Origin of the sequence: Roseovarius sp. SCSIO 43702 (assembly GCF_019599045.1) — a bacterium.
In the GTDB taxonomy this organism is placed as follows: domain Bacteria; phylum Pseudomonadota; class Alphaproteobacteria; order Rhodobacterales; family Rhodobacteraceae; genus Roseovarius.
Map to the genome: position 1 here is coordinate 1,349,321 of NZ_CP080623.1, position 22,514 is coordinate 1,371,834.

Annotated in this window: 24 protein-coding genes and 1 pseudogene; 12 read left to right on the plus strand and 13 right to left on the minus strand. The window is 66.6% G+C overall.

Annotation, left to right across the window (positions count from 1 at the left end; genetic code table 11):
* Window positions 1–2: 2 nt before the first annotated feature.
* The 6 genes from K1T73_RS06515 (at window position 3) to K1T73_RS06545 (ending at window position 7,247) form a co-directional block, all read left to right on the plus strand.
* A complete protein-coding gene (locus tag K1T73_RS06515) occupies window positions 3–233 on the plus strand; it encodes a hypothetical protein (RefSeq protein ID WP_220603142.1) in 231 nt (76 codons plus the stop codon).
* Window positions 226–456 (plus strand): hypothetical protein, encoded by a 231-nt coding sequence (locus K1T73_RS06520; protein WP_220603143.1) that lies wholly within the window; start codon window positions 226–228, stop codon window positions 454–456. Before K1T73_RS06515 ends, K1T73_RS06520 begins: the two co-directional genes overlap by 8 nt.
* A gap of 126 nt (window positions 457–582) precedes the next feature.
* A complete protein-coding gene (locus tag K1T73_RS06525; RefSeq protein WP_220603144.1) occupies window positions 583–1,467 on the plus strand; it encodes a DUF2163 domain-containing protein in 885 nt (294 codons plus the stop codon).
* Window positions 1,464–1,901, plus strand: coding sequence for an NlpC/P60 family protein (locus K1T73_RS06530; RefSeq protein ID WP_220603145.1), 438 nt, complete (start codon window positions 1,464–1,466; stop codon window positions 1,899–1,901). The genes K1T73_RS06525 and K1T73_RS06530 overlap by 4 nt, the downstream gene beginning before the upstream one ends.
* On the plus strand, window positions 1,901–6,163 hold the full coding sequence (locus tag K1T73_RS17850) for a glycoside hydrolase/phage tail family protein (RefSeq protein WP_259400470.1): 4,263 nt from the start codon (window positions 1,901–1,903) through the stop codon (window positions 6,161–6,163). Before K1T73_RS06530 ends, K1T73_RS17850 begins: the two co-directional genes overlap by 1 nt.
* Window positions 6,164–6,170: 7 nt before the next feature.
* Window positions 6,171–7,247, plus strand: a complete 1,077-nt coding sequence (locus tag K1T73_RS06545; RefSeq protein WP_220603146.1) for a DUF2793 domain-containing protein — start codon at window positions 6,171–6,173, stop codon at window positions 7,245–7,247.
* 28 nt (window positions 7,248–7,275) lie between these two features.
* On the opposite strand, the gene K1T73_RS06550 is transcribed toward K1T73_RS06545, so the two are convergent.
* The 9 genes and pseudogenes from K1T73_RS06550 to K1T73_RS06590 form a co-directional block, all read right to left on the minus strand.
* A complete protein-coding gene (locus K1T73_RS06550; RefSeq protein WP_220603147.1) occupies window positions 7,276–7,731 on the minus strand; it encodes a DUF411 domain-containing protein in 456 nt (151 codons plus the stop codon).
* A 67-nt stretch (window positions 7,732–7,798) separates the two neighbouring features.
* Window positions 7,799–7,993 carry a heavy-metal-associated domain-containing protein gene (locus tag K1T73_RS06555; protein ID WP_087596881.1) on the minus strand — a complete coding sequence of 65 codons (195 nt, stop codon included), beginning with the start codon at window positions 7,991–7,993 and terminating at the stop codon, window positions 7,799–7,801.
* A 19-nt stretch (window positions 7,994–8,012) separates the two neighbouring features.
* A complete protein-coding gene (locus tag K1T73_RS06560; protein WP_087596880.1) occupies window positions 8,013–8,948 on the minus strand; it encodes a DMT family transporter in 936 nt (311 codons plus the stop codon).
* Window positions 8,948–9,871: a cation diffusion facilitator family transporter gene (locus K1T73_RS06565; RefSeq protein WP_220603148.1), complete on the minus strand. Its 924-nt coding sequence runs from the start codon at window positions 9,869–9,871 to the stop codon at window positions 8,948–8,950. Before K1T73_RS06565 ends, K1T73_RS06560 begins: the two co-directional genes overlap by 1 nt.
* A 16-nt stretch (window positions 9,872–9,887) precedes the next feature.
* Entirely contained in the window at window positions 9,888–12,221 is a 2,334-nt protein-coding gene (locus K1T73_RS06570; protein ID WP_220603149.1) for a heavy metal translocating P-type ATPase, read from the minus strand.
* 210 nt (window positions 12,222–12,431) lie between these two features.
* Window positions 12,432–13,037 (minus strand): annotated as a pseudogene (locus K1T73_RS06575) (TVP38/TMEM64 family protein); the annotation flags it as partial.
* A gap of 85 nt (window positions 13,038–13,122) precedes the next feature.
* A complete protein-coding gene (locus K1T73_RS06580; RefSeq protein WP_136340152.1) occupies window positions 13,123–13,596 on the minus strand; it encodes a rhodanese-like domain-containing protein in 474 nt (157 codons plus the stop codon).
* A 12-nt stretch (window positions 13,597–13,608) separates the two neighbouring features.
* Window positions 13,609–13,995, minus strand: a complete 387-nt coding sequence (locus K1T73_RS06585; protein WP_136340153.1) for a DUF302 domain-containing protein — start codon at window positions 13,993–13,995, stop codon at window positions 13,609–13,611.
* A gap of 75 nt (window positions 13,996–14,070) precedes the next feature.
* A complete protein-coding gene (locus K1T73_RS06590; protein WP_220603150.1) occupies window positions 14,071–14,691 on the minus strand; it encodes an EF-hand domain-containing protein in 621 nt (206 codons plus the stop codon).
* Between the two features lie 170 nt (window positions 14,692–14,861).
* On the opposite strand from K1T73_RS06590, the gene K1T73_RS06595 reads away from it, so the two are divergent.
* The 3 genes from K1T73_RS06595 to K1T73_RS06605 are packed head-to-tail and all read left to right on the plus strand — an operon-like array spanning window position 14,862 to window position 17,324.
* A complete protein-coding gene (locus tag K1T73_RS06595; protein WP_136340155.1) occupies window positions 14,862–15,584 on the plus strand; it encodes a response regulator in 723 nt (240 codons plus the stop codon).
* Window positions 15,581–17,002 carry an ATP-binding protein gene (locus K1T73_RS06600; protein ID WP_220603151.1) on the plus strand — a complete coding sequence of 474 codons (1,422 nt, stop codon included), beginning with the start codon at window positions 15,581–15,583 and terminating at the stop codon, window positions 17,000–17,002. Before K1T73_RS06595 ends, K1T73_RS06600 begins: the two co-directional genes overlap by 4 nt.
* A gap of 1 nt (window position 17,003) precedes the next feature.
* Window positions 17,004–17,324 carry an SHOCT domain-containing protein gene (locus tag K1T73_RS06605; protein WP_234163378.1) on the plus strand — a complete coding sequence of 107 codons (321 nt, stop codon included), beginning with the start codon at window positions 17,004–17,006 and terminating at the stop codon, window positions 17,322–17,324.
* A 99-nt stretch (window positions 17,325–17,423) separates the two neighbouring features.
* On the opposite strand, the gene K1T73_RS06610 is transcribed toward K1T73_RS06605, so the two are convergent.
* The 4 genes from K1T73_RS06610 to K1T73_RS06625 are packed head-to-tail and all read right to left on the minus strand — an operon-like array spanning window position 17,424 to window position 20,830.
* Window positions 17,424–19,508 carry a protein-disulfide reductase DsbD domain-containing protein gene (locus K1T73_RS06610; RefSeq protein ID WP_310794412.1) on the minus strand — a complete coding sequence of 695 codons (2,085 nt, stop codon included), beginning with the start codon at window positions 19,506–19,508 and terminating at the stop codon, window positions 17,424–17,426.
* A 35-nt stretch (window positions 19,509–19,543) separates the two neighbouring features.
* Window positions 19,544–20,314, minus strand: coding sequence for a DsbA family protein (locus K1T73_RS06615; protein WP_136340158.1), 771 nt, complete (start codon window positions 20,312–20,314; stop codon window positions 19,544–19,546).
* Window positions 20,311–20,559: a hypothetical protein gene (locus K1T73_RS06620; RefSeq protein ID WP_136340159.1), complete on the minus strand. Its 249-nt coding sequence runs from the start codon at window positions 20,557–20,559 to the stop codon at window positions 20,311–20,313. The genes K1T73_RS06615 and K1T73_RS06620 overlap by 4 nt, the downstream gene beginning before the upstream one ends.
* A gap of 10 nt (window positions 20,560–20,569) precedes the next feature.
* A complete protein-coding gene (locus K1T73_RS06625; RefSeq protein WP_233253376.1) occupies window positions 20,570–20,830 on the minus strand; it encodes a DUF2933 domain-containing protein in 261 nt (86 codons plus the stop codon).
* 261 nt (window positions 20,831–21,091) lie between these two features.
* Here K1T73_RS06625 and K1T73_RS06630 point away from each other — a divergent pair, with 261 nt between their 5' ends.
* The 3 genes from K1T73_RS06630 to K1T73_RS06640 are packed head-to-tail and all read left to right on the plus strand — an operon-like array spanning window position 21,092 to window position 22,466.
* Window positions 21,092–21,556, plus strand: a complete 465-nt coding sequence (locus K1T73_RS06630) for a cytochrome c (protein WP_136340216.1) — start codon at window positions 21,092–21,094, stop codon at window positions 21,554–21,556.
* Window positions 21,556–21,942, plus strand: a complete 387-nt coding sequence (locus tag K1T73_RS06635; protein WP_220603153.1) for a hypothetical protein — start codon at window positions 21,556–21,558, stop codon at window positions 21,940–21,942. The genes K1T73_RS06630 and K1T73_RS06635 overlap by 1 nt, the downstream gene beginning before the upstream one ends.
* Window positions 21,939–22,466, plus strand: a complete 528-nt coding sequence (locus K1T73_RS06640) for a plastocyanin/azurin family copper-binding protein (protein WP_234216761.1) — start codon at window positions 21,939–21,941, stop codon at window positions 22,464–22,466. Before K1T73_RS06635 ends, K1T73_RS06640 begins: the two co-directional genes overlap by 4 nt.
* Window positions 22,467–22,514: the final 48 nt, after the last annotated feature.

Below are 22,514 nucleotides of genomic sequence, written 5' to 3' on the forward strand. Positions count from 1 at the left end.
CCATGCGCTACGTTCGCCCCAACTCCATGACCTGGTGGGCGGGACTGCTCGCGATGCTCACCGGCATTGCGTCTCTCGCGCTGCCCGCCACCGGGCCGCTCGCGGAACTGTCCCGTCTCGTCGCGCTGCTCGCAGGCTCGGGCGATGCCTCGCCCGCGGGCCTGATGTTCCTCGGTCTGGGCCTGATCGGCCTGCGCGACCGGATCGAGCGCGGATTCCGTGGCGATGGCTGATTTCCTGATCTGGCTGGTGGCGGCCTTGGGCGCGGTCGGAGGTGTCGTCCTCGGCCGGCTCTGGGGTCGCGTCGAAGGGAAGCGCGCAGGCAAACGGGAGGCCGAACGCGATGCGATGGAAGACAAGAGCGAGCGCGTCGAGCGCGGTCGCGATGCGGTTCGCGATGGCCGCGGTACTGGCGATCCCGCTGACCGGCTGCGCCGCAACGATGGGCGCTGGTGACGCCGGCTGCATGGCTTACGCGGAGGCGCGGTTGGCCCGCCCGGCGGCCGAGACCGTCGCCGACGTGCCGCCGGACTGGGCGGACTGGATCGCCGATCTCGATGACCGCATGACAGGGACCTGCCGATGAAGACCCTCTCGCCCGAACTGCAGGCCCATCTCGATGAGGGCACGACGACGTTGGCCTGGTGCTGGCGGATCACGCGGGCCGATGGCGTCACCTTCGGCTTCACCGACCATGACCGGACGCTCAACTTCGACGGCACGGACTTCGAGCCGGAAAGCGGGCTGACCGCCTCCGAAGTTCGGTCGGGCTCTGACCTCTCGGTTGATGCGCAGGACGCAGAAGGCGTGCTGACCTCGGACCGGATCACCGAGACCGACATCCTCGACGGCCGCTGGGACAACGCCGAGGTGGAGGTCTGGCGGGTGAACTGGGCTGACACCGCGCAGCGCGTGCTGATGCGGCGCGGCGCCATCGGCCAGATTCGGCGCGGGCGGCTGGCCTTCGTCGCCGAGGTCCGCTCGCTCGCCCATGTGCTCGGCCAGACGGTCGGGCGGACCTTCCAGGCGAGCTGCGATGCCGCCCTCGGCGACACGCGCTGCGGCGTCGATCTGGAGGATCCGGCCTACAATGGCGCGGGCGCCGTGATCGATCTCCTGCGCGACCGCGTCTTCACCGCCTCGGGGCTTGGTGGGTTCACCTCCGGGTGGTTCACCTTCGGCACGCTGGACTGGACGAGCGGCGCGAACGCGGGACGGCGCACCGAGGTGCTGGGCCACGACGTCACAGACGGCGTGGCGATCCTGACCCTGCTCGAGGCGTCGGTCCGCGCCATCGCCGAGGGCGACGCGTTCACCATCCGCACGGGCTGCGACAAGCGGATCGAGACCTGCGACGCGAAGTTCGCCAACACGGCCAACTTCCGCGGGTTCCCGTACATCCCCGGGCAGGACACGATCCTGCGGTATGCCACGAAGGACGGCGGCCATGAGGGGGGTGTGCTGTGACGCCGGCCGATCCAGACAGGGTCATTGCCGTCGCACGCTCCTGGCTCGGCACGCCCTACCACGACCAGGCGAGCCTCAAGGGCGTGGGCTGCGACTGCCTCGGGCTCGCCCGCGGCGTCTGGCGCGAAGTGGTCGGCCCCGAGCCGTTCCCGATCCCGCCTTACAGCCGAGACTGGGGCGAGACCGGCCCGCGCGAGGTGCTGGCCGAGGGCGCGCGCGCCATGATGATCGAAGTGGAACCCGCCGAGGCCGGTCCCGGCGCACTGGTGTTGTTCCGCATGAAGCCCCGCGCCATCGCCAAGCATGTCGGCATCCTGACGGGCGCCGGCAGCTTCATTCATGCCTACGAGCGCCTCGGCGTGATCGAGGAACCGCTCACACGGGCCTGGGCGCGCAGGATCGCCTTCGCCTTTCTGTTCCCGGAGGCCAACTGATGGCGACGCTTGTTCTCGGGGCTGTCGGAACCGCAATCGGTGGCAGCATTGGCGGCGGCATTCTGGGCGTCAGCGCCGCGACCATCGGCGGCTTCGTCGGCTCCACCATCGGCTCCGTCGTCGACAGCTGGATCGTGTCCTCGCTGGCGCCCACACAGCGGATCGAAGGCCCGCGGCTCGATTCCTTGCGGATCACGTCCTCGACCGAAGGCGCGGTCGTCCCGCGCGTCTACGGGCGCATGCGGATGGGCGGGAACGTGATCTGGGCGACGGATTTCCGCGAGGAGACCAAGACCACCACGAGAGGCGCGGGCAAGGGCGGCGGGGGCGGCAAGGTCAAGACGATCGAGTATCTCTACTACGCGAGCTTCGCCGTGGCGCTTTGCGAAGGTCCGATCACCGGCATCGGCCGCATCTGGGCGGATGGCAAGCTCCTCGACACGGCCGGGATCACCTGGCGCTGGTACCCGGGCGACGAGGCGCAGACGGCGGACCCGTTCATCGCGACCAAGATGGGCGCGGCGAACACGCCGACCTATCGCGGCACGGCCTATGTCGTGTTCGAGGACTTGGCCCTCGCCGACTTCGGCAACCGCATCCCGCAGCTTTCCTTCGAGGTGTTCGCACCCGTAGCCGATCCCGACACCGCCGAGGGGCTGACGCAGGCGGTCACCATGATCCCGGCGTCGGGGGAGTTCGTCTATGCCACTGAGGGCGTGCGCAAGGGGCTCTTCGGGTCGGAAGAAGCGGAGAACCTGAACGCGCTCTCCGACACCGCCGACATGGTGGTGGCGCTCGATCGGCTGCAGGCCATGGTGCCGAAGGTGGAAAGCGTGAGCCTCGTGGTGACCTGGTTCGGCAACGACCTGCGCGCGGGCGAGTGTACCATCCGCCCGGGCGTCGAGGTCTCGGCGAAGACGACGAACCCGCAGACGTGGTCGGTGAACGGCGTCTCCCGCTCGGCGGCCCATCTCGTCGGCCGCGACGACCAGGACCGGCCCGTCTATGGCGGCACGCCGTCCGACTTCGCCGTGGTGCAGGCGATCCAGGAGATGAAGGCGCGCGGGCTGCGTGTCACCTTCTACCCGTTCATCCTGATGGACGTGCCGGAGGGCAACAACCTGCCGAACCCGTATTCCGACAACGCCGCGGAGACGGGCCAGCCGGTCTTCCCGTGGCGTGGGCGGATCACCTGCTCGCCGGCCGCAGGCTACGCCGGAACCGTCGACAAGACGGCCACGGCGGCGGACCAGGTGGCGGCCTTCTTCGGGTCGGCGCAGCCAGGGGATTTCGCGGTCACGAGCGGTCCCGTTGGCGAGCAATTTGCAGGCGTCTCCGCCACCGCGGCCGCGCCCGACGGGGATCACGCCGCGATCAACTGGTCCACCAGCGTCTTCGGCGGCGGTGCGCCGGCCGCGCAAACCGGACAGACATGGCGTTTCACGCTGGTCGACAGCAGCACGCAGGACGTGACGATTGCCATGGTTTTGCGTGACGCGGAAAGCGGCACGGAAAGCTGGATGGTCACGCCACGCAACACGGCCTGGCCCGCCCAGACCGTCACCGCCCTGCGCATCGACCCGCCGGCGGAGGCGGCCGAGGCGACCGTGACCTTCACCGGTGCGGCAGAGGATTGGGGCCTGCGCCGCATGGTGCTGCACTACGGCCATCTCTGCGCGGCGGCGGGCGGCGTCGACGCCTTCCTGATCGGGACCGAGATGCGCGGGCTGACGACGATCCGCTCGGAGCCGTCCAGCTATCCGGCGGTGCAAGCCTTCCGCGATCTGGCGGCCGACGTCCGCTCGATCCTCGGCGCAGGCACAGCGATCAGCTACGCCGCCGACTGGTCAGAATACTTCGGGCATCAGCCCGGCGACGGTAGCGGCGACGTGTTCTTCCACCTCGATCCGCTCTGGGCCGATCCGGAGATCGATTTCGTCGGCATCGACAACTACATGCCACTCTCGGACTGGCGCGATGGCTTCGAACACGCGGACGCGGCCGAGGGCTGGCCCGCCATCTACGACCGCGCCTATCTGCAGGCGAACATCGCCGGCGGCGAAGGCTTCGACTGGTTTTATGCCAGCGCGGCGGATCGCTCGGCGCAAATGCGGACCACGATCACCGACGGCGCGGCGGCCAAGCCGTGGGTGTTCCGCTACAAGGATCTGCGCGCCTGGTGGTCGAACGCGCACTACAACCGCCCGGGCGGGGTGGAGAGCGGCACGCCGACGGCGTGGGCGCCGCAGTCCAAGCCGATCTGGTTCACCGAACTCGGCTGCCCCGCCATCGACCGGGGCACCAACCAGCCCAATGTGTTCTTCGACCCGAAGTCGTCGGAAAGCTTCACGCCGCATTTCTCGCGGGGCTGGCGGGACGACGCGATCCAGCGGGCCTATCTCGAGGCGACCTATCTCTGGTGGGGCGACGCGGCGAACAATCCGCTGTCCTCGGTCTACGGCGGCCGGATGGTGCATGTGCCCGAATGCGCCGCCTGGACCTGGGACGCGCGACCCTATCCGTTCTTCCCGGCACTGACCGACGTCTGGACGGACGGGGCGAACTGGCGGCTGGGCCACTGGCTGACCGGCCGGCTCGGCGCGGTGTCGCAGGCGGCGCTGGTCCGGCACCTCTGCCTGCGTGCTGGTCTGCCCGACTCCCGGATCGACGTCACCGGTCTCTGGGGCGCCGTCGAGGGATATGCCATCGGCGCGCTGGAGTCCCCGCGCGCCTCGATCACCACGCTGTCGCGGCATTTCGGCTTCGATGCGGTCGAGACCGAGGGGGTGATCCGCTTCGTGATGCGCGGCCGGGCGGCGGTGGCGAGCGTCAGCCCCGACGACCTGGTCGCCGCCCGCGAGGGCGACGTCCTCGAACTCACCCGTGGCCAGGAGACCGAACTGCCACAGGCCCTGAAATGGCAGGTGGCTCGCGCTGACGAGGACTACGAGGCCGCGCAGGTCGAAGCCCGGCGCATCACCGTGGACACGACGCGGATCGCCTCGGAGTCCTTCCCGATGGCGGTGCCGCCCGAGGAGGCTGAGCGACGCTGCCGCCGCGCGCTGATGGAAGCGTGGACCGGCCGCGAGAGCGCGGTCTTCCGCCTGCCGCCCTCGCGGCTGGCGCTCGATCCGGCCGATGTCGTGTCGTTCGCTCATGACGGCCGGACCGTCCCACTGCGGCTCGTCTCCATCGCCGATGCCGGTGCGCGCGGCATCGAAGCCGTCCGCCAGGACCGCGATGCCTACGACCTGCCGCCCGGCGCGCCGCGGCCCTCGGCGCTCTCGCAGGCCGTCGCGTTCGGCGCGCCCGAGCCGGTGCTGCTCGACCTGCCGCAACTGACCGAGGACCAACCCGCGCATCGGCCTTTCGCGGCGGCGCATGCCGTCCCGTGGCCGGGCGAGATCGCGGTATTCCGAAGCCCCTCGACGGACGGGTTCGAGCTGCTCACGAGCTTCGGCACACGGGCGCGGATCGGCACTCTGGTCTCGGACTTCTACGCAGGACCGACGTCGCGCTTCAACCTCGGCAATGCGCTGGTGGTCGATCTGCTCACCGGCACCTTGGAAAGCGTCACCGACCTGACGCTGTTCGGAGGCGCCAACGCGCTGGCCATCGAGACCGCGCCCGGCGTCTGGGAGATCGTGCAGGCAGGCGCGGCGGAACTGCTGGCGCCCGGTCGGTATCGCCTGACCCGGCTCCTCCGCGGTCAGCGTGGCACGGAAGGTGCCATGGGCGATCCGGCGCCCGCGGGTGCTCGGGTCGTCGTGCTCGATGAAAGCCTCGCATCTCTGCCGATCGCCGAGGCCGACCTCGGCGTCCCGTGGAACTGGCGCATCGGCCCCGCGAGCCGCCCGGTGACCGAGGACACCTATGTCGCGCAGGCCTTCACGCCCGCCGGCGCCGGGCTGCGGCCGTTCTCCGTCGTCCATGTCGAGCAGCCGTGGCGAACGCCGCGCACGCCCGGCGATCTGACGATCCGCTGGACGCGCCGGTCCCGCGCGCTCGCGGCCGACAACTGGGGCGGGCTCGAGGTGCCGCTGGCCGAGGAGCTCGAAGCCTACGAGGTCGAGATTCTCGACGGCACGACCGTGAAGCGGGTGCTGAGCACCGCCACCACCAGCGCCGTCTACACCGCCGCCCAGCAGACCGCCGACTGGGGCGCGCTGCTCGCCCCTGGCGACACGCTCGACATCCGCATCTTTCAGCTCTCCGCCCTCGCCGGGCGGGGCGCGCCCAAGACCGTCACGCTGACATTCTGAGGACCCCATGTCCGATGCCACGACCCATCTTCTGCTGCCCTACATCCTGGCGGCGCAGGCCCAGAAGCATGTCACCCACAACGAGGCGCTGCGGACTCTCGACGGGCTCGTCCAGCTCTCCGTCCTCGACCGCGACCTGACCGAGCCGCCTGCCAGCCCGGCCGATGGCGACCGCTACATCGTCGCCTCGGGCGCGACCGGCGACTGGGCGGGCTGGGACCTGAACGTTGCGCTCTGGACCGATGGCGCCTGGCTGCGCCTGCCACCGCGCACCGGCTGGCGGGCGTGGGTCGAGGATGAGGGCCTGCTGCTGGTCTATGACGGCGCAGGCTGGATCGGGACCACCCCGGACGTGCTGCAGAACATGGCGCTGCTCGGACTTGGAACCACGGCGGATGCGTCGAACCCGTTCTCGGCCAAGCTCAATGCCGCGCTCTGGACCGCGAAGACCGTCGCCGAGGGCGGCACGGGCGATCTGTTCTACACGATGAACAAGGAGGCGGCGGGCGACGATCTCGGCCTGACGCTCCAGACCGGCTTCGTGACCAAGGCGCTGGTGGGCCTCTTCGGCTCCGACCGATTCCGCCTCGCTGTCTCGGTCGACGGCAGCATCTTCTTCGACGGGCTCAGCGTCGACAACGTCACCGGCATTGTCGATCAGCCCCGGCTGCCGCGGTTCAAGGCCTACACGAACTACGACAACTATGTCGGCGTCGGGGCTTGGACGAAGATCGCCATCAACAATACCGACTACAACGATCAGAGCGCCTTCGACGCCGCGAACAACCGCTTCGTGGCCCCGGTGGACGGCACCTACCTTTTCGGCGCGACGCTGCTCTACAAGGTGAACGCCAGCACGTCGGCGCGGATGAGCGGGCGGCTCGTGCTGAACGGCGCGACCGAAATCCGCGGGTCGCGGGGCGAGATCAGCGGCGCGCATGTCTCCGAGGCTACGGCGCTCTGGCTGCAGACGATGGTGTCGCTCACCGCCGGCGACACCGTCGAGCTGCAGGGCAACTTCCGTGCCGCTGACGGCTATTTCGCTGCCGATCACACGTCCTTCTGGGGCTGCAAGGTCGGCTGAGCGGCATCTGTCACCTCAACCGTCTCGTTTAGGCATGTCGCTCGAAGATCTCGGTAGAGCTGTCTTTCAGCAGCAACAGTGTGTCGAACGCATCACGCTGGTTGCCCATCTCCATGCCAGGTGAGCCGATCGGCATACCGGGAACCGACAGGCCGATGGCTTCGGGACGTTCGGCGAGCAGTCGTTCGACGTCTGAAGCCGGTACATGGCCCTCAATGACATACCCAACTACGAGCGCCGTATGGCACGAGGCCAGGTCGGGCGTGATCCCGGATTGCGCCTTGAACGCATACAGGGCGTCTTGGTCGACATTGCGTGCGTCAACGACGAAGCCGGCGCGCTCCATATGTTCGATCCAGGCCGAGCAGCATCCGCAGGTTGGCGATTTGTAGACCTCGACGCGCGGTGCGGGCGATTGAGCGTGGACCACACCGGGCAGCCCGGCGGCAGCGACGCCCGCAACAATGAATTCTCGTCTGTTCATGCGTATTTCCAGTTCCAATCCTGTTCGATTTTGGCGGCTATTCGGTCAAGATTTCACATAGAGTTCATCAAGCCGGAGTTGCTGGGTAGCCGGCCTCCTTGAGGGCGGCCTGAAGCGTGGCGGCATCCTGCGCGGAAATGATCGTGACGGTCTTCGATGTCAGATCGCTATCGACTCTCGCGTCCGGATCGATCACCCTGAGAGCAGTGTCTATGGCTGCGACGCAGTGACCGCAACTCATGTCGGGCACGTAGAACTTCATCTCGATTTATCCTTCCATTTCAGGCACCAAGTGCATTCATTTGCTCGCATTGGCAAGGGTGGACGGCAGCGGTTTCCTTGCCGCGGCTCATCTCGCGCGTCAGCCAAAAACCGGACAGGAGCAACAATCCTCCACCAAAGATCATGCCCTGCGCTGGAACTTCGCCAAAGACAAGGTATCCCAGAGTCGCCGCCACGATCGGCGAGACGATGATATCGACCAGCGAATAGATGTTTGCCGAGATCTTCTTGAGCACCAGCGAAATCCCGAAATAGGCGAACCCCGTCGAGACGACGCCGAGGCAGACCGCCCACAGCATGACGGGAAGCGACAGGCCCAGGGCGGGATAGGCAACGAGTTTGCCGACTTCGCCCGGCCCGGCGAGACCCAGCGCCGGCGACAGCAGGACCGCTCCGACCGCCATTGACCAGAAGATATCGTTTCCCGCCTCCTCGCGTCCCTCATGGCGCATGTATGTGACCATGGCGGCATAGATCGCGCCGGTGCTGAGCGCGACAAGGTTGCCGAACCAGTCGCCGCCCGCCAGCGGTTTGGCCAGCACGATGCCCACCAGCGCCAGCCCGAAGATCAGCACGTAGCTTTTCTTCGCGGGCTCGCCGAGGAACACCGCCGAGAAGATGAACACGAAGAAGGGGGCCACGCTCCAGAACACCACGGCGTTGGCGATCGGCACGAGCGTCATCGCATAGTTGAAGACGCTGATCTGCGCGGCGATGAGCGCCCCGATGATGACCGTGTCCTTCACGTTGCCGCGCGGAAAGCGCAGAGGGCGGCCGGTCGCGTGCGGGATGGCCAGTGCAAGGAACGCGGCGGCAAAGCTCAGCGCGTAGAAGTTCAGCGTCTGGATCGGGATCGCATCCCCGGTCAGCTTGACGAAGACGCCGATCGTGGCTTCGGAGACGGTGATCACGGCGAGAAGGAGTACAACCGGCATCAACCCGCCCCGGTCTGGTCGTTTCGCGTGATATCGATCGTCTCGGCGCCGCTTTCATCGAGACAACGGGTCTCGACCTGCAACGTCACGAAGAAGAAGCCGAAGCGGTCACGCAGCATGCCGTGCGCGGCCTTGAGCACGTCCTGCGGGTAATGCCCGTCGCGCACCCGAAGATGACCGGAAAAGACGTATTTGCCGCTGGTCAGCGCCCAGGCGTGAACGTGGTGTGCGTCGGCAACGCCGTCGAGGGACCCGAGCGCCTGAATGACCTCCGTCAGGCTGACATCGGCTGGCGTGCCCTCCATCAGCAGGTGCATGGAGTCGCGCAGGATACCCCAGCTTGCCCAGAGCAACACGAAGCCGAACGCCATGCCCAGGATCGGGTCGATGAGCAGGAAGCCCGTGAACTTGATCACCAATGCGGTGACGATGATCAGCAGGCTGCCGACGAAGGTCTGGATGATGTGCCAGAGCGCTCCCCTGACGTTGAGGTCGCTCTTGCTCTGCTTCCAGATTAGCCCGAGCGATATGAACTCGGTCACCAGCCCGCCGGCAGCGGCCAGAAGCATCGGGCCGGTGGGCAGCTCTATCGGGTCCGACAGACGCATGGCCGCCATAACAATCACCACCAGCGCCATGCCGAGAAGGAAGCCGCCGTTGACCAGCGCGCCGATGATCTCGGCGCGATACCAGCCGAAGCTGCGGTCCGCGTCGGCGGGACGCCGGGCCAGACGCGCGGCGACAATGGCCACCAGGACGCCGCCAACGGCGGAGAAGGTGTGGAACGCGTCCGAGATGACTGCGATCGACCCTGTCCAGAGGCCGATGCCCATCTCGATGACGAAGTAGACCCCCGTCAGCCAGGCGGAGATCGCCATGCCGCGCCCGCTCGATGGCATATGCCCGTGATGCCCGTTGGCCATGACTATCTCCTTTCGATCAGAGCTTTACGCCCCGCAACCGCAGCGCGTTCGAGATGACCGAGACCGACGACAGGCTCATCGCCGCAGCCGCGATCATCGGCGACAGGAGCAGGCCGACGACCGGATAGAGGACCCCGGCCGCGATCGGCACGCCGGCCGCGTTGTAGGCGAAGGCAAAGAACAGGTTCTGACGGATGTTGCGCAGCGTCGCCTTCGCGAGCTTCCGCGCCCGCACCAGCCCCACCAGATCGCCGCGCATCAGCGTGATGCCCGCGCTCTCCACGGCGACGTCGGCGCCCGTGCTCATGGCGATGCCCACGTCCGCCGCCGCCAGCGCCGGGGCGTCGTTCACACCGTCGCCGGCCATCGCCACCGACGCGCCCTTCGCGCGCAATTCCTCGACCAGCTTCTGCTTGTCCTGGGGCAGGACGCCGGCGCGCACCTCGTCGATGCCCAGTTGCCGCGCCACGGCCTCTGCCGTTCGCTGGTTGTCGCCGGTGGCCATGATGATCGTCAGACCGAGCGCGTGCAGATCGCGGATCGCCCCTTCGGTGCTTTGCTTGATCGGGTCGGCCACGGCGACGACCCCCGCCAGCGCGCCGTCCACTGCCACGAACATCGCCGTCTTGCCATCGGCGCGGAGCGTGTCGGCCCGCGCCTCGGCGTCGCCGGTCTCGAGCCCGAGATCCCGCATCATCGCCGGATTGCCGAGCGCCACGCGGCGTCCGTCGACGGTGCCGCGCACGCCCTTGCCGGTGACCGCTTCGAAATCGGCCGCGCTGCCGAGCGACAGACCGCGATCCCGCGCGCCCGCGACGATCGCCTCGGCCAGCGGATGTTCCGAGCCACGTTCCAAAGCGGCGGCGAGGCCCAACACCTCCGCCTCGTCGCCCTGCAGCGCCACGACATCCGTCAGCGTCGGCTTGCCCTCGGTCAGCGTGCCGGTCTTGTCCACGATCACGGTATCGACGCGGGCCATCCGCTCCAGCGCCTCGGCGTCCTTGATCAGCACGCCCGCTTGTGCGCCGCGCCCCGCAGCCGTCGTGATCGAGATCGGTGTTGCGAGGCCGAGGGCGCAGGGACAGGCGATGATCAGGACGGAGACGGCCGAAGCGATGGCAAAGGCCAGCGCCGGCTCCGGGCCGAACGAGAGCCAGGCGAGGAACGCCGCGATCGCTATCGCCACGACCGTTGGCACGAAGATCGACGAGACCCGGTCCGCCAGCCCCTGGATGGGCGCGCGGGAGCGGCGGGCGCCCGCGACCATCTCGACAATCTGGGCCAGCACGGTGTCGGCGCCGACCTGCGTCGCCCGGATCGCAAGCGTTCCGTTCTTGTTGATCGTCCCGCCGGTCACCCGGTCGCCTACGGTCTTCTCGACGGGAACCGGCTCGCCCGTGATCATGCTTTCGTCAATGGAGGATCGGCCCTCGACCACTTCGCCGTCCACCGGGACGCTGTCGCCCGGCCGCACGCGCAGGAGGTCGCCCTCCACGATGTTTTCCAGTGGTGCGTCGTATTCCGTGCCGTCCGCCAGGATCCGCCGCGCGGTCTTGGGTGCAAGGTCCATCAGCGCCCGGATCGCGTCGCCGGTGCGTTCCCGTGCCCGCAACTCGAGCACCTGGCCCACGAAGACCAGCGCGATGATGACGACGGCGGCCTCGAAATACGTGCCGACGCCTTCGCCCATCCGATACTGCTCAGGGAACAACCCCGGCGCGAAGGTGGCGACCAGCGAGTAGACGTAGGCCGCGCCGACCCCGAGCGAGATCAGCGTCCACATGTTGGGGGACAGATTCCTGAACGAGTCGACGCCGCGCCGGAAGAACGGAAGCGCCGCCCAGAGAATAATGGGCGTGGCGAGGACGAATTCGATGTAAACCGAGAGCTGGTGGCCCAGCCAGTCGCGAACCGGCAGGCCGACCAGCTCGCCCATGGTCAGGATCACCAGCGGCACGGCCGCCGCGGCGCTGATCCACATCCGCCGGGTGAAGTCGGTCAGTTCCTCGCTGGGCTCGTCCGAGGGCACCATCGGCTCAAGCGCCATGCCGCAGATCGGACAGCTTCCGGGTTCGTCGCGGATGATCTCGGGGTGCATCGGGCAGGTGTATTGCGTGCCGGGCTGGGCTTGCCGCGATGTCTTCTGCGCGTTTCCCGACGCGTAGAAATAAGGATCCACATCGAATTTCGTCTCGCAGCCTTCGGAGCAGAACCAGTAGGTCTCGCCGCCGTAGTCCCGCAACCGCGCGTCCTCGCGCATTTCGACCTGCATGCCGCAAACCGGGTCCGTCGCGGTTTTCGCGCCGGAGGCCGGAGCGTGGTGGCGGTGGTGATGGTCGTGGTCGGACATCGGTTATCCCTTTTTTTTGCATATACCACTCACGTAGGGCTTCCAGTAATGGGAAGGTCAAGGTGCGATGCGCCGATCCTCTCATGTCCACCGGCGCCGATCATCACGCCCGTTCCCATCGCCACGGCGTCGGGCCGATTGAGGCTGTTCTGTTGGTAATCGGAACTCATGATCGACTGGGGCCTCCGTGGTGTCTTTCGCCGGATCGTCTTTTCTCGAAGTTGCGTCCCGGCGAAGCGCAACCAGCAGAAGGGGAAGGCCCGTCATCAGCCCGAGCCCAAGCGCGACCCATTCCGCGCTGCCGAAGGTGCCTTCCATCGCAGCGCTGCCAAAATGCGCGAGCACGAAGCTCGCGGGCAGGATGCCGGCCATCGTAGCGAGGGCGAAGCGCCAGAAGTGAAGGCGACTGAGCCCCGCGGCATAGCTCATCGCGTCGAACGACACGAAGGGCAGGAGACGGCTTGCGAAAACCGTGAGCGTCAGCGCGTTCTGTGAGCCCAGCAGGCCGTAGTCGGATTTTTCCCCGAGAAGTCGCTCGACCGGTCCACGTCCCAGCCCGCGGGCGATGAGGAAGGCCGCAAGTGCGCCGAGCTCGGATCCGAGTGCCACATAGAGAGTGCCGGCATAGTGGCCGTAGGCAGCCCCCGAGGCCAGTGCGATCGGCGCGCTTGGAATGGGGCTGGCAACGACCGCGACCGTCATGAGGGAGACGACCGCGAGCGGTCCCAAGGGCCCGGCACTCGCGACCCACGTCTCGACCGTTACCCGGTCCAGGTCGAATGACCACCATCCTGCAGCCCAGACAGCGAGGCCCAGCCCAAGGACGACGCCAACGACAAGTACGGTACCCTTGCCGAGAGACAGGTAGTTATTTCTCTTTGAAGCGCTCTCTTCGGGCACGTCAGGCAAGGTCCTCCGGCATCGAGGCAAGCGCTGCGTCCAGCGGAACCACGGGCAGACCGGCAGCAAGCCAGCCGGGACCCCGGCGAGATCCCAGCATTCCCTCGGAGATGTCCACGTAGCCATCGTAGCGAGCCTGCCGGAGCGCACGGAGCAGGGACGCCGAACGCCCCCCGGTCGCGCAGATCAGGCCGACGTCTCGGGATCCGGCCAGCGCCTTCGCCGCAAAGAGGCGATCCGGAAATCGGTCCTCGTGCATGCTGATCGGCCAGACCCCGGCCCCGACGCCGGTTTCCAGCCACTCCTCGCGCGATCTCACATCGACGACGCGCGCGCTGTCTGCCAGAAGGGCGTCATAGGCCTCGTCCGCCGACCAGATTGTCCGGGCCTGTGCGGTCAGGGGAGACGTGATGAGGGTGACAGGCGCTGCCGCCAGCCCAAGAATGAAGAGGCGCCGACCGTGTGCCGTTGTCATCGGTTGTCTCCTTCAGGCCGCATCCACAGCGCGCACGAGCATGTCGCGGACCTGACCGGCGACCGCGTGCAGGTCGGGGTTTTCCACGGCCGACATGGAGGCAACCGGGTCGATGGCGCTCACCTCGGTGCCGCCCTCGACGCTGCGCAGGATCACGTTGCAGGGCAGCATCGCGCCGATCCGCGGCTCCAGCCCGATGGCCTGCCAGGCCATGTTCGGATTGCAGGCGCCAAGGATCTTGTAGCCCGCCATGTCCTTGTCGATCTTCTTCTTCATCGTCGCCTTGACGTCGATCTCGGTCAGAACGCCGAAACCAGCGTCGGCCAGCGCCGCGCGCACGCGGGTCTCTGCGTCGTCAATGCCGGTATTTGCCAGCAGGCGGTCATGAGTGTATGCCATTCTGTCTGTCCTTTCGTGGTCAAGGCCCGGCCCCGCAGTCTGCGGGACCGGGCGAGGGGTGGCGGAAAGGCGGGCTCAGTTGTTGCCCATGCGGCCCTGGCCGGGTGTCCCCATCATGCCGCCGTCGCGCTGCATGCCACCATTCGGTCCGGGCATCATGCCGTCGCGCATCGTCTGCATGCGCTCCATCATGTCGGCAGGCTTGACGATTTCTGCCACCGACACCGCGCCGTCGCCATCGTCGTCGAGGAACTGGAAGCGGTCCACCATGGTTTCGCGGATGAGCGCGCTGTGGAGCGTCTCGAATTCGGCGAGCGACAGGGTTTCGTCGCCATCGGCATCGTATTCCGCCAGCAGGGCTTGCAATCCTTCGTGGGCTTCTTCGGGCGTCACCGTGCCATCGCCATCGGCGTCGAACCGCTCCAGGCCCATGCCCATCAGCGACGCGCCGCCGCCCATCATGCCCTGGCCCATGCCGCCCATGGGCCCACCGGAGCCCATCATGCCCATGCCGCCCTGCATCATTTGCCCATGCATCCGCATCATCATCTGCATCATGTCATGATTTCCGGCGGCCGGACCCTGCGCTCCCGGAGTACCCTGGCCACCATGCCCGTGATTGCCTGCGGCCAAGGCTGCACCGCCCAGAGCCATAAAGATGGCGGTCGCTGCCGCGAGTTTCGCTGTGGTTTTCATGTCTGTATCCTTTCTCGTGTGAAACGCCTCACCGACATGGGAAGACATGAAGGACCGCCAAGGCCGTGTCATTCCCGATCTTGTATCCGTTCGTCGCAATGCGCGTAGCTGATACAAAGCGTTACAATCCCGGTGCTGACCGCGCGCCGCCACACTGCCAAATGAGAAGTATGAACAGTTTGCCGCATATCCTCGTCGTCGACGATCACCGCCAGATCCGGGACTCGGTCACGCGATTTCTGGAACGCAATGGCATGCGGGCGACGGCGGCCAAGGATGCCCGGGAGATGGACGAAAAGCTCGCGAAAGGTCACTTCGACCTGATGGTGCTCGACGTCATGATGCCGGGCGAGGACGGGCTTTCGATCTGCAAGCGCCTGTCGGCCGAGAAACGGCTTCCGATCATCATGCTCACGGCCCTCGGGCAGGATCAGGACCGGATCGTGGGCCTCGAGATCGGCGCGGACGACTATCTGCCGAAACCGTTCAACCCCCGCGAGCTGTTGGCACGGATCAAGGCGGTCCTGCGCCGCGCGCCCGAGGAGAGACGCGAGGCCGGGCCGCTTTCGGGGCGCATCCTGCGGTTCGGCGGACTGACGCTCGATACCGACGCGCACATGCTGACCGACCGGGACGGCAATCGCGTGCAACTGACGACGGCGGATTTCCGGCTGTTGACGGTCCTTCTGGCGCGTCCGCGCACGGTTCTGAGCCGCGAGCAGCTTCTCGATCTCACGGCGGGGCGCGCGGCGGGGCCGCTCGATCGTACGATCGACAACCAGATCAGCCGGCTGCGGCGCAAGATCGAGATGGACCCGTTGCGCCCGACGCTCATCACCACCGTGCGAAGCCAGGGCTACAGTCTGAACGCCGATGTTGAGGTGGTCGAATGACCCGGCCGCGGATAGGCAGCCTGCGCGCGCAACTCGTGCTTCTCATCCTCGGGGCCCTGGCCATAGCGCAGGTGGTGAGCCTGTGGCTCTTCGCGGACGAGCGCAGCCTTGCCGTCCGCGCCGCCCTGGGTTTCGAGGCGGCGGGGCGAGCCGCCAATGTCGTGCGGCTGCTGGAAGAAGCGCCGCCCGATCTGTCCGCGTCCATCGTGCGGGCGGCGAACTCACCGCTCGTGCGGTTCGGTCTTGCGCCCGCGCCAAGCGTGACCGTGCCCGACCATCATCACGCAGACTACATCGAAACGCGGGTCCGGGCCTTGCTTGGCGACAGCTTCAGTCGCGACATCAGGGTCAACCTGAGGGAAACCACCCTCCCTCTTCATCCGATCCCGAATCTATCCCCGCAAATGGCCGAGATGCATCAGGACATGATGCGCGGCCGAATGCAGGCGGTCGAGATGACTTTGTCCATCGCGCTCTCCGGCGGTCAGTGGCTGAACGTCGCCACTCGGTTCGAACGCCCGCCATTGCAATGGCCGCTATCGTCCTTTCTCGCCTTCGGGCTGACGGCCGGGTTGATCCTCGTCGCGGCGTTCTGGTTCGTGATGACCCGTCTGACCGGGCCGCTCCGCGATCTGTCGCGCGCCGCCGAGGACCTGGGGCGCGGCGACGTGCGTGAGCCGCTGCCTGTCGCCGGCCCCGACGAGGTGCGCGACCTCACCCGCGCGTTCAATCGCATGCAGGATCGGCTGACGCGATTTGTCGCGGACCGCACCCGCATTCTCGCCGCGGTCAGCCATGATCTGCGCTCGCCGCTCACGGCGATGCGGTTCGATGCAGAACTCGTCGAAGACGAGCAGACCCGCGAGAGCCTGATCGCGTCCATCGACGAGATGCAGGCCATGGCCGAGGCCACGCTCGACTTCGCCGAGGGGCTGGCCGGGCGCGAAGCCTCGGAGCTCGTCGACCTGCCCGACTGGCTCGAAACCCTGGCGGGTGACAAGGCCACGCCGTTCGTGCTGACCGGCGGCCCGCCGATGACGGTGCGCATTCGCCCGCTCGCCCTGCGCAGGGCCGTTCGCAACCTGGTCGAGAACGCCACCCGATATGGTGGCAGCGCCACGGTCGGCTGGCACCGCGCGGGCGACGATCTGGTGATCGAGATCACCGATGATGGCCCCGGCATACCCGAGGAAGAGCTCGATGAGGTCTTCGCGCCGTTTCACCGGCTGGAAGCGTCCCGTTCGCTCGAAACCGGGGGGCATGGGCTGGGCCTTGCCATAGCGCGGGCGATCGTGCGCGGACACGGGGGCGACATCCGGCTTGAAAATCGGGCCGAAGGCGGTCTGAGGGCATCGATCTTCATCCCGCTGGCGGAGGACACACAAAACAACGACCAGACGAAGCAGAAGGAGACCTGAAATGAGACGAACGGCAATCTGGACAACCATCGGGCTTGCGGCGCCGACACTGGCCGCCGCGGACCCCGGGGAAAACTGGCAAGGAGGATATGGTCACATGATGTGGGATGGCGGGTACGGCATGTTCGGCGGGCTGATGATGATCCTGTTCTGGGGTGTCGTCATCGCCCTGATTGTTTTTGCCGTGAAATGGTTCACCGACAATCAGGGCGGCGGAAATCGCGGAAAGCGCGATGCGGTGGACATCCTGCGCGAACGCTTCGCTTCGGGCGAGATCGACGAGGAGGAGTTCGACCGGCGGCGAAAGGCGCTGGAAAAGTGAGGCCGGCACTCGGCCGTTCCCGCCGCGGCGGGAATGGTCGAAACCATTGCCACGAAAAGCAGCGCCTGCCGCACCCCGAAACAGGTGAGGCACGTGCGTTCAAGGCTGGCCGGCGATGTCCCGTTCTTCCCCAACGGCATCGTCGAGCGCCGCCATGACCACGTCCGGGGTCAGCAGTTCCGGCAGGACGATGCCGTCCGGGGCGGCCGGACCATAGACCGCATTGAACGGAATACCGTAACGGTCGAAGCTTTCCAGATAGCGCGAAATCGCCGGATCGGGCCGCGTCCAGTCGGCTTGCATGGGGGTGACGCCCTCGGCCGCAAGCGCCGAGACAACCGGTTCGCGGTCCAGCACGAGCGCCTTGTTTGCCTTGCACGTCAGGCACCAATCGGCCGTGACGTCCACGAACACGACCTCGCCCCTCGAGACACGGCGGGCGATCTCGGCCCTGTCGAAGCGCACCCACTCGGTCACCTGAGACGAAAGCGCGCGGGGCGTTGATGTGTCGGCCAGATCTCCCGCCGCGAAGAGTATGATCCCCACGAGGGGCAGCGCGAGCCCGGCACGAACTGTGCACCGCAGCCTCGACAACGACAGCAGCATCACGAGACCGGCGGTCATCCCGAGGACCGTGAGCATCGTGGTCGTGCCGGCCACGCCCCGCAGCACCCAGACCAGCCAAGCCGCGGTGACGGCCAGCAAAAGGCCCAGCATCACCCGAAGCGCGATCATCCACCGCCCCGGCCTGGGGAGGTGACGGACCAGACCGGGGCGGGCCGCGACCAGCAGGTAGGGGGCGGCGAGCCCCAGCCCGAGGAAGGTGAAGACCAGCGCGATATCCACGCCGCGCCCGGCCAGCGCGAAGGCAATCGCGGTCCCGAGAAAGGGTGCGGAGCAGGGCGTGGCCAGCACCGCGGCGAAGGCACCGGTCAGGAAATCGCCAACATGCCCCCCGGCGCCGCCGGCCCGCGCAAGCCGGGTCTGCAGGCTTGGAGGCAGGCTGATCTCGAAGGCGCCCGCGAGGTTCGCCGCGAAGATGGCGAGGATGGCCACCATCAGCGCAAGGAAGACCGGGTTCTGGAATTGCAGGCCCCAGCCAACGGTGACCCCCGCCTGCCGCAGCGCGAAAAGGACTGCGGCGAGGCCCCACATGAAGGCCATGACCCCCGCGGCCGAGGCGAGGAAGCCCCATCGCACGCTCGCGCGACCGGCACCTTCCAGCTTCATGGCAGAGGACAGCTTTATCGACAGCACCGGCAGTACGCAGGGCATGACGTTCAGGATCACCCCGCCCAGGAAGGCCGTCAGGGCGATCCAGACCATGCTGGAAAGCGGCGCGGTGGTGCGGGCTTCGGTGTAGGGCGGGGGCGGCGCGGTCGCGACCCTGTCCGGCGTCACGGTCACGGCCCAGCCATCGGTGTCGGTCGCGGTGAGCGATATCGCGGCCGTTGGATCGGCGGGCGGCGATATGATGGGCAGGCGCGCCCAGAGCAGATCGCCATCCTCACCCAGCCTGATGTCAGGGGTTCCGAGAGAGGCACCTTCGCCCAGTTCCGGGAACACATCCGGCGCCTCGAAGGGCAAGGAGCGCCGCAGCGTCACGGTCAGCGCGGTTACGTCGGCATCGACATGCGCGGTGGCGGACCGAATGCCCCCGTCTTCCGCCCCAACCGGGACGCGACCCGCGTAATCGGCGATGCGCGCCGCGCTGTCCGGGTCGATCGACGTGCCTTGGGGCAGGTCCAGCGACAGGCTGAAATCCTGCGGCACGCAAACATCGGAGCAGGTCAGCAGCGTCACCGAGGCGGAGAGATGGGCAGGCTGGCCCGGCTGTTCCAGCGCGATGCGCAGCGGAAAGACGACCTCGCCGTGATAGCCGTAATTCTCGATGCCGAAGGCAGTGAACCGCTCGGGCGCGGGCCATTGAAATTCGACCTCGGCCACGTTGCGCGACCCGGTCCAGTCGATTTCGGGTGGGAAGCCCACCTCGCCGGGTGTGCGCCAATAGGTTTTCCAGCCCTCGCCAAGCGCCAGCGCCAGCCCCGCCGAAACCGTCCCCGCGCCGGGCGCGATGCCGTTTTCGGCCGTGATGAGCTGCGCGCTGACCGCCGGTGTCGCCGCTCGTTCCGATGTCGCAGCCAGAATTGCCACCGACGAGGCGACAAGAGACAAGACGCTCAATGCGATCGTCGCGGCACACTGACTGCTCGATCTATTCAGCATATCCTTTGCCAGCCGTCGTCGAGTTCGATAGCGATCACGCTGCGCAACACGGCGTCCGTGATTTCGCCTTGGATGACAGTGCCGCCAACCACCATGGCCGGCGTGCCGATGAAGCCGAATATCCGGGAAAGCGCCTTGCTGACCATGAGGTCTTCGGCGACATCCTGGCTTTGCATGTCATTTATCAGGCGCTCACCATCAATTCCGACGGTCTCGGACAATCGCAGAAGATAGTCGCGTGTCGGCTGAAACGGCGTCGTCCACAGAGCTTGCTGAAATGCGAGATAAGCACCCTGGCGTTTTGCTGCCAAAGCCGCTCTCGCGGCACGGTCAGAGCCTTCGCCGAGAAGCGGTAGCTCGTGCCAGGAAATCGCAACGCCGCTATCAAGCTGTTCGGCAATATCTGCCAAGCGCCGCATCTGCACGCGACAGTAGGGGCAGTAATAGTCCGAAAACGACGCGATCGGTACGGTCGACGGATCTTCTGCCACATCCGCGTAAAGCGCATTGCAAAGATCGGCTTCTACGGCCGCGATGGTTTCCGCTCTCAACCCGTCGTCTTGGGCTTCAAGGCCGACAAATGGGTCGAATGCGCCGGACGAGGAACTTCCGCCCGTTATCCTCCGGAAGCCTTCTGGATTCGCCAAAGGCTCAAACTCAGGCAGACCCGAGAAACGATCCAACAGGGAAGGAAGCGCCTGAAAGCCGACAACAACGCCCGCAGCGACGCCGAGAAAGGCAAGTGTCGAACGCCTGGATGTCATGGCAATTCCTGCGATCCGATGGCGAGGGCGTCGAATCCATAGCCGACCCGCCCATCATCGCAAGCGAGGGTGACGACACCGTCCGGGCCGGTCCGGATCGCGCGGCATCCATCCGGAAGCGTGAACGCCGCGCCGCGCGTTGACAGCGTGGCGTCGGTATTCAGGCACTGCCGCACTCCCGCTCCGCAACCGGCCAGTGCAAGAAGGCCAACCAGCGCCAGTTTCGGGCGCGCGCCGTGGATCATTACCGTGCAATCAGCGCGGGGCATGGACCGGGACAACCGCCGGGCCTTGTTCGGGGTTCTCGTCCGGGGTCTTCTCCCGGGGATTTGCGGTGTTGTCGTGGCAGGATCTGCCCATCATCCGATGCATCACGACATGCGCCCCGAGGCACAGCGCCAGCGGGGCCAGAAGGCCGAGGTTGCCCGCAAGCCCGCCGAGCGTTCCGCCGGCGACAATGTAGACGCCAAGCGGGACGAGCATCACGGCACAACAGGCCAGCATGCCAAGCTTCATTCCGGCACCATTCGATAAAAAGTTCCTTGGGTTCCAGGACATCACATCCTCCGCAACACTCTACCGGCCGCACGTTAGGTGCCTTTTCCGGGTGAAGGTCAAGGATACATTCGGTTACAAAAAACACGGGGCTAACGGATTGCAACGTGGCTGAGAGCCGGTAAAAAAAATCCTCAAGTTTCGAGCGGTCTGAACCCACAGTGCCTTGGCCGGCGCCTGGGTGGAGTGGAGCAGATCAAAGGCAAGAAAAGGGCAAGGAACATGAACAAGCTCGGGCTTCTCATCGGCGGTGTGTTTGTCGCCGGGCTTGGCGTGGCGATCTGGGAACTCACGCAACCGGCCGAGCCACCGGCAGGGACGATGGTTCACCCGGAGCCAACAGCCCTGAACGACCTGGCCGAGGGCGCGCCCATCGTCGAAGTTCGGCTTCCCGAACAGTTGTCGCCCGAGGCGGCGATCGGTCAACGCGCCTTCGAAGCCGTGTGTGCGGCGTGTCACGGGGCCAACGCGGCCGGTCAGAACGGTGTCGCGCCGCCGCTGATCCACCGCACCTATGAGCCGAGCCATCATTCGAACGAAGCCTTTCAGATGGCGGTTCGGAACGGCGTGCGCGCCCATCACTGGCCCTTCGGCAACATGCCCCCGATCGAGGGTCTGACCCGCGCCGACGTTCAGTATATCACCCGCTACATCCGCGAGGTGCAGCGCGAGAACGGAATCAATTGATGCGAGCTCTGTCCTTGCAAGCCGCGCTCGGCGGTCTTGTCGCAATACTGATGATCGCGCTCGTGGCCCTCGCCGCGCCGACACCCGGCCTTGCCGGCACGTGGGATGCGCATTCACAAATCGTCAAGGTCTCGGACGGCGGTGTCGCGACGGCCGGGCACGCTGCGCATGAGGACACGCACGACGGATCTTGCCATCCCGACCCGTCCTGTTCCCCGGCCGCCATTTTGATGACCCGACCCTTATTCGGGGCACACGGTTTCCGGGCCGTGCGTCAGCCGCTCGCGAAAACAGCAATAGGCGGGAGAAATGCGCCCGTGGATCTTCCAGCCCCGCGCGCCTGGGCCTTGTCACGACAGCATTCCCTGAAAGACACCCAGACATGAGAGACCAAGACATGATCAAGACACTTCTGACCGGCACGGCGCTCGTGGCCAGCCTCACCGCTTCCGTGGCTCTGGCCGATGCAGGGCACGGCAGCGGTATCGGAGAACCCGGCGACGCCGCACAGGTCGACCGCACCATCACCATCGAAATGGACGAGATGAAATACAGCCCCGAAAGCATCGAGGTCGCACCCGGCGAGACGATCCGCTTCGAAGTCGTGAATGTCGGCCGCGCCGTGCACGAGTTCAACATCGGCACCAGCGAAACGTGGAACGGGCATCGCGGCGAAATGCGCACCATGATGCGGGAAGGCATGATGACGATGCGCAGCATCAATCATGACCGCATGATGGAAGCCGGGATGATGCATGACGATGCCAACAGCGTCCTGCTGGAGCCGGGCGATACGGGCGAAGTCATCTGGACCTTCCCCGAAGGTGGCGAGATCGGATTCGCCTGCAACGTGCCCGGTCACCGCGAGGCCGGCATGGTTGGCGATTTCCGGATGGGCCACGACTCCTGACGCTCAAACGACAAGGGGGTGGGCGAGAATCTCGCCCGCCTCGACACT

Coding starts and splice junctions, on each gene's coding strand:
- K1T73_RS06605 (WP_234163378.1), top strand. CDS start 17,004: ATGAGACGAACGGCAATCTGGACAACCATCGGGCTTGCGGCGCCGACA.
- K1T73_RS06640 (WP_234216761.1), top strand. CDS start 21,939: ATGAGAGACCAAGACATGATCAAGACACTTCTGACCGGCACGGCGCTC.
- K1T73_RS06620 (WP_136340159.1), bottom strand. CDS start 20,559: ATGATCCACGGCGCGCGCCCGAAACTGGCGCTGGTTGGCCTTCTTGCA.
- K1T73_RS06550 (WP_220603147.1), bottom strand. CDS start 7,731: ATGAACAGACGAGAATTCATTGTTGCGGGCGTCGCTGCCGCCGGGCTG.
- K1T73_RS06545 (WP_220603146.1), top strand. CDS start 6,171: ATGTCCGATGCCACGACCCATCTTCTGCTGCCCTACATCCTGGCGGCG.
- K1T73_RS06590 (WP_220603150.1), bottom strand. CDS start 14,691: ATGAAAACCACAGCGAAACTCGCGGCAGCGACCGCCATCTTTATGGCT.
- K1T73_RS17850 (WP_259400470.1), top strand. CDS start 1,901: ATGGCGACGCTTGTTCTCGGGGCTGTCGGAACCGCAATCGGTGGCAGC.
- K1T73_RS06595 (WP_136340155.1), top strand. CDS start 14,862: ATGAACAGTTTGCCGCATATCCTCGTCGTCGACGATCACCGCCAGATC.
- K1T73_RS06560 (WP_087596880.1), bottom strand. CDS start 8,948: ATGCCGGTTGTACTCCTTCTCGCCGTGATCACCGTCTCCGAAGCCACG.
- K1T73_RS06600 (WP_220603151.1), top strand. CDS start 15,581: ATGACCCGGCCGCGGATAGGCAGCCTGCGCGCGCAACTCGTGCTTCTC.
- K1T73_RS06625 (WP_233253376.1), bottom strand. CDS start 20,830: ATGAAGCTTGGCATGCTGGCCTGTTGTGCCGTGATGCTCGTCCCGCTT.
- K1T73_RS06570 (WP_220603149.1), bottom strand. CDS start 12,221: ATGTCCGACCACGACCATCACCACCGCCACCACGCTCCGGCCTCCGGC.
- K1T73_RS06525 (WP_220603144.1), top strand. CDS start 583: ATGAAGACCCTCTCGCCCGAACTGCAGGCCCATCTCGATGAGGGCACG.
- K1T73_RS06515 (WP_220603142.1), top strand. CDS start 3: ATGCGCTACGTTCGCCCCAACTCCATGACCTGGTGGGCGGGACTGCTC.
- K1T73_RS06520 (WP_220603143.1), top strand. CDS start 226: ATGGCTGATTTCCTGATCTGGCTGGTGGCGGCCTTGGGCGCGGTCGGA.
- K1T73_RS06565 (WP_220603148.1), bottom strand. CDS start 9,871: ATGGCCAACGGGCATCACGGGCATATGCCATCGAGCGGGCGCGGCATG.
- K1T73_RS06630 (WP_136340216.1), top strand. CDS start 21,092: ATGAACAAGCTCGGGCTTCTCATCGGCGGTGTGTTTGTCGCCGGGCTT.
- K1T73_RS06615 (WP_136340158.1), bottom strand. CDS start 20,314: ATGACATCCAGGCGTTCGACACTTGCCTTTCTCGGCGTCGCTGCGGGC.
- K1T73_RS06635 (WP_220603153.1), top strand. CDS start 21,556: ATGCGAGCTCTGTCCTTGCAAGCCGCGCTCGGCGGTCTTGTCGCAATA.
- K1T73_RS06580 (WP_136340152.1), bottom strand. CDS start 13,596: ATGACAACGGCACACGGTCGGCGCCTCTTCATTCTTGGGCTGGCGGCA.
- K1T73_RS06585 (WP_136340153.1), bottom strand. CDS start 13,995: ATGGCATACACTCATGACCGCCTGCTGGCAAATACCGGCATTGACGAC.
- K1T73_RS06555 (WP_087596881.1), bottom strand. CDS start 7,993: ATGAAGTTCTACGTGCCCGACATGAGTTGCGGTCACTGCGTCGCAGCC.